The following is a 6,985-nucleotide window of genomic DNA, read 5'->3' on the forward strand; positions in this document are numbered from 1 at the left end:
AAGTCGCCGCACGAGGCCCGTGTGACCCACCGGCCCGTCGCCCCGTGGACCCGGGGCCGGGCGCGGGCCGCCCGGCCGCGCCGCGAGGGGCGGCGAGCGTCAACGCCGCGTTGCCGGTCTGCCGTACGAAGCCTCATACCAGAGCGGGACGCTCGCTGGGCAAGTTTGTCAACTGCCCACCGGACATGAATGCCTGCCGACTACCGTGTGTTGCCGGTGATCAACGGTGGGCTCATCGGACATGTGGTGGGCCCGCCGGAGCGCCGAAGTCGAACGCCCGTAGTACGCCGATTCCCGGGGCCCCACGAACCCGTATCAAGGACGCCGATGTCTCAACTTCGCGCACCCACCGCGCGGCCGGACCGCCGGGAAGGCGGGCGGCACGGCCGGTCAGGCGCCCGTGCTCTGCCGACCCATGGGAGGCCGCACGCCGCCACCCCGTACCCGGAAGCCCGTATACGCCCTCGGATCCTGCGCGCCGCCGTGCTCCCGGCCCTCGTGGTCGCACTGACCGGAGCGGTCGCGGTGGTCCTCACCCTCCGCGCCACCGGCGTTCGCCCGGCCCCCGGCCTGTGGGCCGCGCTGACCGCCGCCGCCGCGCTGGCCGTGGTGGCAGTCGCCGGGGCCGCCCTGGCCGCCGACCGCGCGGCCACCTCCGTACTGGACCGGTGCACCGCGCTGCGCCGCAGCGCCGCCCGCGGACAGAACGAACTGCGCGCGGTGGTCGAGCAGTTGCGCCGCGGGGAGCGGCCGACCGCCCGGCGGAGCGCTCCGATGCCCCCCGCCGACGCCGACGCGTTCGACCTGCTCGCGGCCGAGCTGACCCTCGCCCACGAGACCGCGGTCGCCACCGTCGTCCAGGCGTCCCAGCTCTCCAGCAGCGTCGGCAACGAACAGAAGGTCGAGGTCTTCGTCAACCTCGCCCGCCGCCTGCAGTCCCTCGTCCACCGCGAGATCCAGCTCCTCGACGAGCTGGAGAACGAGGTCGAGGACCCGGAGCTGCTCAAGGGCCTCTTCCACGTCGACCACCTGGCCACCCGGATCCGCCGGCACGCCGAGAACCTCGCCGTCCTGGGCGGCGCCATCTCGCGGCGCCAGTGGTCCAACCCGGTCACCATGACGGAGGTGCTGCGCTCCTCCATCGCGGAGGTCGAGCAGTACCCGAGGGTCAAGCTGGTGCCACCGATCGACGGCACCCTGCGCGGCCACGCCGTCGCCGACGTCATCCACCTCCTCGCCGAACTCGTCGAGAACGCCACCCTGTTCTCCGCGCCGCACACCACCGTGCTGCTGCGCGCCCAGCACGTCACGGCCGGCCTCGCGGTGGAGGTCGAGGACCGCGGACTGGGCATGGACGTCGCCGAGCAGCACAGGATGAACGCCCTGCTCTCCGACCCGGACCAGGTCAACGTCGCCCACCTCCTCCAGGACGGCAGGATCGGCCTGTTCGTCGTCTCGGCGCTCGCCCGCCGCCACGGCATCGCGGTGCGCCTCCAGTCGAACATCTACGGCGGTGTCCAGGCCGTACTCGTCCTTCCGCAGGAACTCCTCGGGCCCGCGTCCGACGAGCAGACGGCGGACGGCTCCGCAGCGGTGACCGCCGCAGCCGCTCCCGTACCGCCGCAGAGGCCCGCCGAGATCACGGCCCCCGAGCCCGTGCGTCCCGAACACCCGCACGCCCCCCCTCCGTACCCGCAACCCCTCCGCCACGAGCCCCTCCATCACGAGCCCACGCGCGGGGAAGCCGTGCGCCAGGAGCCCGTGCACCCCGAAGCGGCGTACGGGGAGCCGCCCCAGGCGTCCACCGCCCCGCCCGTCCTGCCCCACCAGCAGCCCCCGCCCGGCTCGGACCCCGCACCCCTGCCCGTACGGGACGGGGGGCGCACCGACCGGCCGCAGCTGCCCAAGCGCCGCGCGCAGGAACACCTCGTCCCGCAGTTGCGGGACGCGCCCGCCCCGCGCCGTCACGACGACCACGTCCTGCACGACCCGGGACTGATGGCCGCCTTCCAGCGCGGCATCGGTCTGGCCGAGTCCGCCCAGGCGTCCACCCCGGAACACGTCCCCCACACCCCCCACCCCGAACGCCCCGCACACCCCGAACCGCAGCGTCAAGACGAAGCCACCAAGGAGTAGATGCACCATGGCGAGCGATGCGCCGACCGGCCATTCCCCGGATCTCGACTGGCTGCTCAGCGGTCTGATCCAGCGGGTCCCCCATACCCGCAGCGCGGTTCTGCTCTCCTCTGACGGCCTGGTGAAATCGGTGCACGGCCTCGACGCCGACAGCGCCGACCACATGGCGGCCCTCGCCTCCGGGCTGTACTCGCTCGGCCGCAGCGCCGGCTCCCGCTTCGGCGACGGCGGGGAGGTCCGCCAGGTCGTGGTCGAACTCGACAACACCCTGCTGTTCGTCTCCACCGCCGGCACGGGCACCTGCCTGGCGGTGCTCGCCGGGCGTGAGACCGACGCCGCGGTCCTCGGCTACGAGATGGCGATGCTCGTCAAGAGCGTACGGCCCTATCTCGTCACCCCCGCCAGACAAGCGGCGGTGGCCCCGGGCGCCCCGGGACGCTGACCCGTGTCCCCGCGACAACGGCACGACGGGCCCTGGGTCGACGACGCGGCCGGCCGCCTCATCCGCCCGTACACGGTGAGCGGCGGCCGCACCCGGCCGACGGCCGCGCTGGACCTGCTCTCCCTGGTGATGGCCACCGGGGCGGTGCCGCAGACACCGCTCGGCCCCGAGCACACCCTGGCCCTCGGTCTGTGCCACGGCGGGCCGACCTCGGTGGCGGAGGTCGCGGCGCACCTGAGGCTGCCGGCGGTCGTCACCAAGGTGCTGCTCTCCGACCTCGTCGACTGTGGGGCGCTGACCGCGCGGGCACCCCGCTTCCACGACAACCCCACCGACCGTTCCTTGCTGGAGGCAGTGCTCCATGGCCTACAACGACGGCTCTGAGGTCCGGGTCGAGTCCGACGACCTCTTCCCCACCGCCCTGAAGATCCTGATCGCGGGCGGTTTCGGGGTGGGCAAGACCACCTTCGTGGGGGCGGTCAGCGAGATCGAACCGCTCAGCACGGAGGAGCTCCTCACCCAGGTGAGCGTCGGCACCGACAGCCTGGAGGGAGTGGAGTCCAAGACCACCACCACGGTCGCCATGGACTTCGGCCGCATCACCCTCGACCGGCGGCATGTGCTGTACCTCTTCGGCACACCCGGCCAGGAGCGTTTCTGGTTCATGTGGGACGAGCTCTCGGAGGGCGCGCTCGGCGCGGTCGTCCTCGCCGACACGCGGCGCCTGCACGAATCCTTCTCGGCCGTGGACTTCTTCGAACGGCGCGGCATCCGCTTCGTCGTGGCCGTCAACGAGTTCGACGGCTCCTTCCGGTACGAACCCGACGAGGTACGGGCCGCCATCGACCTCAATCCGGAGGTGCCGGTCGTGCTGTGCGACGCCCGTATCGCCAGCTCCGGGATCCAGACCCTGGTCACCCTCGTCCAGCACCTGCTGACGACCAACCCGGCCCCGGCCCCCGCAGTGGCGCCGCGCCATGGAGCACCCTCATGACCTATGACCCGACCGGTCATCTGCTGCTGACCCCCGTCGACCGGGAGGCACCGCTGCGCGTGCGGCGGCTGCGCCAGCTCGGCCTCGGCGAGCGCCCGGACCCGGCGTTCGACGAGTTCGCACACAAACTCGCCCAGGTGACCGGCGCACCGTACTCGATGGTCAACTTCATCGACGAGAACCGTCAGTTCTTCGCGGGTCTGCACACCCCGGAGGGCACGCACGCGGGCAGCGACCTCAGCGCCACCGCCGCCGCGACGGGTGGCGTCAGCCGTTTCATGGCCCGCGACCACGGCTACTGCCCCCATGTGGTGGTCCGCCGCAAGGCGCTGGTCCTGGAGGACGTCTGCGACTACCCCCGCTTCGCCGGAAACCCGGTCGTCGACGAGATCGGCATCCGCTCCTATCTCGGGGCGCCGCTCATCGACCGTACGGGCACGGCGCTCGGCACGATCTGCGTGGTCGACACCGAGCCCCGACCGTGGGGGCGGGCCGGCCTGGAGACCATCAAGGCCCTCGCCGCGGAGCTCGTGGAGCAGATCCACCGCCGGGAGGACGGCGGCCTGTGAGCCGTCCCGCCCGTCCCGTGGGCGGGACGGCGATGACGTCCCCGGAGGGTGCCTCCCGCACTCCCCGGGAACGTCACACCGCCCGGCCGGCTACAGGACCGGTTCCATGCGTACGACATCGGCGAGCTGCTCCGACCACTGGCCCTTCGCCGTGCCCAGCGCCACTTCGGCGAGGCGCAGCAACTGGATGTCCGACGTGCCCGCCGGGGCGAAGATGTGGTGCGCGTCGCGCAGATAGCGCTCGACGGGGCGGTCGGTGAAGAGCCCGGCGGCGGCGTGGATCTCCATGGCGTTCCGCGCCGAGTCCATCGCCGACTCGACGTTGACCAGCTTGGCGTTCATCAGCTCCGCGTCGCAGGGCATCCCCTGGTCCAGCAGGTGCACCGCGTGGTACGCGGTCAGCCGCGCGGTCATCAGACGGGACTGCATCCGGCCCAGCTTGAGTTTGATGGACGGCAGTTCGTGCAGGGGCTTGCCGTACCGCTGCCGCTCCTCGCAGAACCGGGTCGTCTCCTCCAGGATCGCCCGGTGGATGCCGAGCGAGACGGCGGTGAGGTTGGCCCGCCCGTACAGCACGCTGGAGGAGTAGGCGACGGCGAGCCCGTCCCCCTCGTCGCCGAGCCGGTTCGACGCCGGAACGCGGCAGTTGTCGAAGAACAGCTCCCCGAAGCTGAACCCGTGCAGGCCCATGGTCGGCTTCTGCTCACCGATGCGGAAGCCCGGCCGCCATGACTCCACGAGGAAGGCGGAGAGCCCCCGGGAGCCGGGGCCGGTGCGGACGACGACGCCGTGCAGGTCACCCACGTGGCTGTTGCCCACGAAGACCTTCCGGCCGTTGAGGAGATAGTCGTCCCCGTCACGGACGGCGCTTGCGCTCATGCCGAGCACATGGCCACCCGACTCGGGTTCGGTGACCGCGATGGTGGGCAGGCAGTCGCCCGCCGCGATGGCCGGCAACCAGGTCTTCTTCTGCTCGTCGCTGCCGAAGTGCACGATCTTCGCGGTACCGAGTTGCGAGGCCTGCACCATGGCGCCCATCGCGCCGCTGACCCGGGACAGCTCCTCGATGATGATCGTCTTGCCGAGGTGGCCGGCCCCCATCCCCCCGTAGTCCTTACTGATCGTCGCGCCCAGCCAGCCCTGGCGGGCGATGCGCCGGGACAGTTCGTAGTGCACCGACCGGCCCGCTTCCATCGCGGGTATCAGTGGCCGAACCTCATTCTCGGCGAAGTGCCCGACATCCCGCCGTAGTTGATGATGCAGTCGACTGGCGAAGTACCCGTCCATCCGAGCTCTCCTCTGCGAAACGCCTGCTCGTGCGGTTGTGCGAACAGGTGGTGCATCGGCAGTGATCCCGTCCCGAACAGGCCGACACCTCATGGTGTTGATCGCCCCCGAAGCGTTCAACGAGGTCGCCGACTCTGTCCGAAATACAGGTCCTTGACGTGAGATTAAGCCTGAGTTCGCCGTGGTACCGGCTGCCCGGCCCCATCCGGGGTCCATTCCCCCTCTGTCTCTTTGTGCCACATGCCAAGGGCAAAGGTTTCATGGGCATATGGCACCCAGGGGCAGGCGTCGGCCTCATTACTCACAGGCGTCCCAGGGGTACGGATGAGGCGGATCGATTCGGCATGAATTCCGACCGAATTCCGACCGAATTTCTACGGGCCGTGATCCGATGTGCGCGAGGACGGGCACGGCTCCCGCGCTCAGGGGCGCCGTCCGGCGTGCAGCGCGCGGCGCGGTGGGCGATGGATTGCGCCGGGGCGTGCGTCCTGGGGGCGCGCGCCCCGGTAGGGATCGAGCCGCGCCACCTCCCCGCCCTTGGCAGGGAGGCAGGCGGTTGGAGCGGAGGGCTTCAGCGGACGACGACGCTGAGACTCACGGCGTACCTCTCCTCGACCGTCCCGTCCGGGAAGAGATCGGACAGCCGCTCCCGCTCCTCGCCGAGGAACGCGCGGGTCCCCTCCCCGCCCCGCAGCAGGAAGGCGGAGTGGCTGCCGAGGTTGCCCAGGTGGGTGTCGAGCGGCACCCGGCGGCTCAGGCCACCCGCCGGTGGACCGCCCCGGAGCGATCGGCACGCCACGGACATCGGCGGGATGGGCCGGGACGTCCTGGCCACCGAGGAAGCGGCGTATCCGGGCGTCCTGGTCGGCGATCCAGGGGACCGACACGTCGGCGTCGTTGCACCACAGGGCCGGGGCGCCGCCGGGGCGCAGCACGCGCACCGCCTCGGGGACCGACCGGGCCGGGTCTGTCAAGTGCCACGACCGCGCGTAGGTGAGCAGGTCGAACGCCCCGGACGCGAGCGAAAGTCGGTTGCCGTCCCCGCGCACCGGCGGCACGTCCGGCAGGGCCCGGCGCAGTTCGGCCGCCATGCCCGCGCCGGGCGCCTGGCCACCGCCCGACCGGAAACCACCCCGGCTGATCTCCGCCGACTCGCCGCCTGGACAAAACGGTCACGCACCGTGTCCGTCAGCCCGGCGGCATCGGGTCATCGGGGTCTGGGCCGGTTCCGCTCGCGGAGGCCACGGGGCGGCGGAGGTCCCCGGGTGGGAGTCACCGGGGCCGCGTGCAGCACCCGACGTCGGAGGTCTGTGCGTGTTCGTCCTGCCACACGGTGCAACCTCACATGCGCTTGAGGGCGTGCCGTAAAGCGGTTCGTGATCACCGGCGGGAGTGCGGTATTGTTCTCATGCACGCCGGGCCGGGGGAAACCCCAGGTCAGACGGGCATCGGGACGTGGCGCAGCTTGGTAGCGCACTTGACTGGGGGTCAAGGGGTCGCAGGTTCAAATCCTGTCGTCCCGACTCGTGAGAGTCGCAGGTCAGGGGCCGTTTCAGA

General features: G+C 71.5%; 7 protein-coding genes, 1 tRNA gene and 1 pseudogene. 6 read left to right on the forward strand and 3 right to left on the reverse strand.

Annotated features, from left to right (window positions below; all coding sequences use genetic code 11):
* Positions 1-327 precede the first annotated feature (327 nt).
* From ABZZ38_RS23645 to ABZZ38_RS23665, 5 genes are read left to right on the forward strand one after another with little or no spacing between them, the layout of a single operon-like run.
* Positions 328-2,136 carry an ATP-binding protein gene (locus tag ABZZ38_RS23645; RefSeq protein ID WP_356743212.1) on the forward strand — a complete coding sequence of 603 codons (1,809 nt, stop codon included), beginning with the start codon at positions 328-330 and terminating at the stop codon, positions 2,134-2,136.
* 7 nt (positions 2,137-2,143) lie between these two features.
* Positions 2,144-2,578: a roadblock/LC7 domain-containing protein gene (locus ABZZ38_RS23650; protein ID WP_356743214.1), complete on the forward strand. Its 435-nt coding sequence runs from the start codon at positions 2,144-2,146 to the stop codon at positions 2,576-2,578.
* Positions 2,579-2,581: 3 nt separating this feature from the next.
* Positions 2,582-2,962, forward strand: a complete 381-nt coding sequence (locus tag ABZZ38_RS23655) for a DUF742 domain-containing protein (RefSeq protein WP_356743216.1) — start codon at positions 2,582-2,584, stop codon at positions 2,960-2,962.
* Positions 2,940-3,572 carry an ATP/GTP-binding protein gene (locus tag ABZZ38_RS23660; RefSeq protein ID WP_356743218.1) on the forward strand — a complete coding sequence of 211 codons (633 nt, stop codon included), beginning with the start codon at positions 2,940-2,942 and terminating at the stop codon, positions 3,570-3,572. Before ABZZ38_RS23655 ends, ABZZ38_RS23660 begins: the two co-directional genes overlap by 23 nt.
* Positions 3,569-4,141 (forward strand): GAF domain-containing protein, encoded by a 573-nt coding sequence (locus ABZZ38_RS23665; protein ID WP_356743220.1) that lies wholly within the window; start codon positions 3,569-3,571, stop codon positions 4,139-4,141. Before ABZZ38_RS23660 ends, ABZZ38_RS23665 begins: the two co-directional genes overlap by 4 nt.
* Positions 4,142-4,231: 90 nt before the next feature.
* Here the strand turns inward: ABZZ38_RS23665 and ABZZ38_RS23670 are convergent, their stop codons facing one another.
* From ABZZ38_RS23670 to ABZZ38_RS23680, 3 genes and pseudogenes are all read right to left on the reverse strand, one after another.
* A complete protein-coding gene (locus ABZZ38_RS23670; protein ID WP_356743222.1) occupies positions 4,232-5,428 on the reverse strand; it encodes an acyl-CoA dehydrogenase family protein in 1,197 nt (398 codons plus the stop codon).
* 571 nt (positions 5,429-5,999) lie between these two features.
* Positions 6,000-6,173: a hypothetical protein gene (locus tag ABZZ38_RS23675; RefSeq protein ID WP_356743237.1), complete on the reverse strand. Its 174-nt coding sequence runs from the start codon at positions 6,171-6,173 to the stop codon at positions 6,000-6,002.
* A 229-nt stretch (positions 6,174-6,402) separates the two neighbouring features.
* A pseudogene (locus ABZZ38_RS23680) lies at positions 6,403-6,519 on the reverse strand (SAM-dependent methyltransferase); the annotation flags it as partial.
* A gap of 358 nt (positions 6,520-6,877) precedes the next feature.
* Between ABZZ38_RS23680 and ABZZ38_RS23685 the strand changes: the two are divergent.
* A tRNA-Pro gene (locus tag ABZZ38_RS23685) sits at positions 6,878-6,951 on the forward strand.
* Positions 6,952-6,985 lie beyond the last annotated feature (34 nt).

This window comes from Streptomyces sp. NPDC006368, assembly GCF_040612535.1.
In the GTDB taxonomy this organism is placed as follows: domain Bacteria; phylum Actinomycetota; class Actinomycetes; order Streptomycetales; family Streptomycetaceae; genus Streptomyces.

Excerpts from the sequence above, each read along its gene's own strand:
- ABZZ38_RS23660 (WP_356743218.1), top strand. The coding sequence starts at position 2,940 with ATGGCCTACAACGACGGCTCTGAGGTCCGGGTCGAGTCCGACGACCTC.
- ABZZ38_RS23645 (WP_356743212.1), top strand. The coding sequence starts at position 328 with ATGTCTCAACTTCGCGCACCCACCGCGCGGCCGGACCGCCGGGAAGGC.
- ABZZ38_RS23670 (WP_356743222.1), bottom strand. The coding sequence starts at position 5,428 with ATGGACGGGTACTTCGCCAGTCGACTGCATCATCAACTACGGCGGGAT.
- ABZZ38_RS23665 (WP_356743220.1), top strand. The coding sequence starts at position 3,569 with ATGACCTATGACCCGACCGGTCATCTGCTGCTGACCCCCGTCGACCGG.
- ABZZ38_RS23650 (WP_356743214.1), top strand. The coding sequence starts at position 2,144 with ATGGCGAGCGATGCGCCGACCGGCCATTCCCCGGATCTCGACTGGCTG.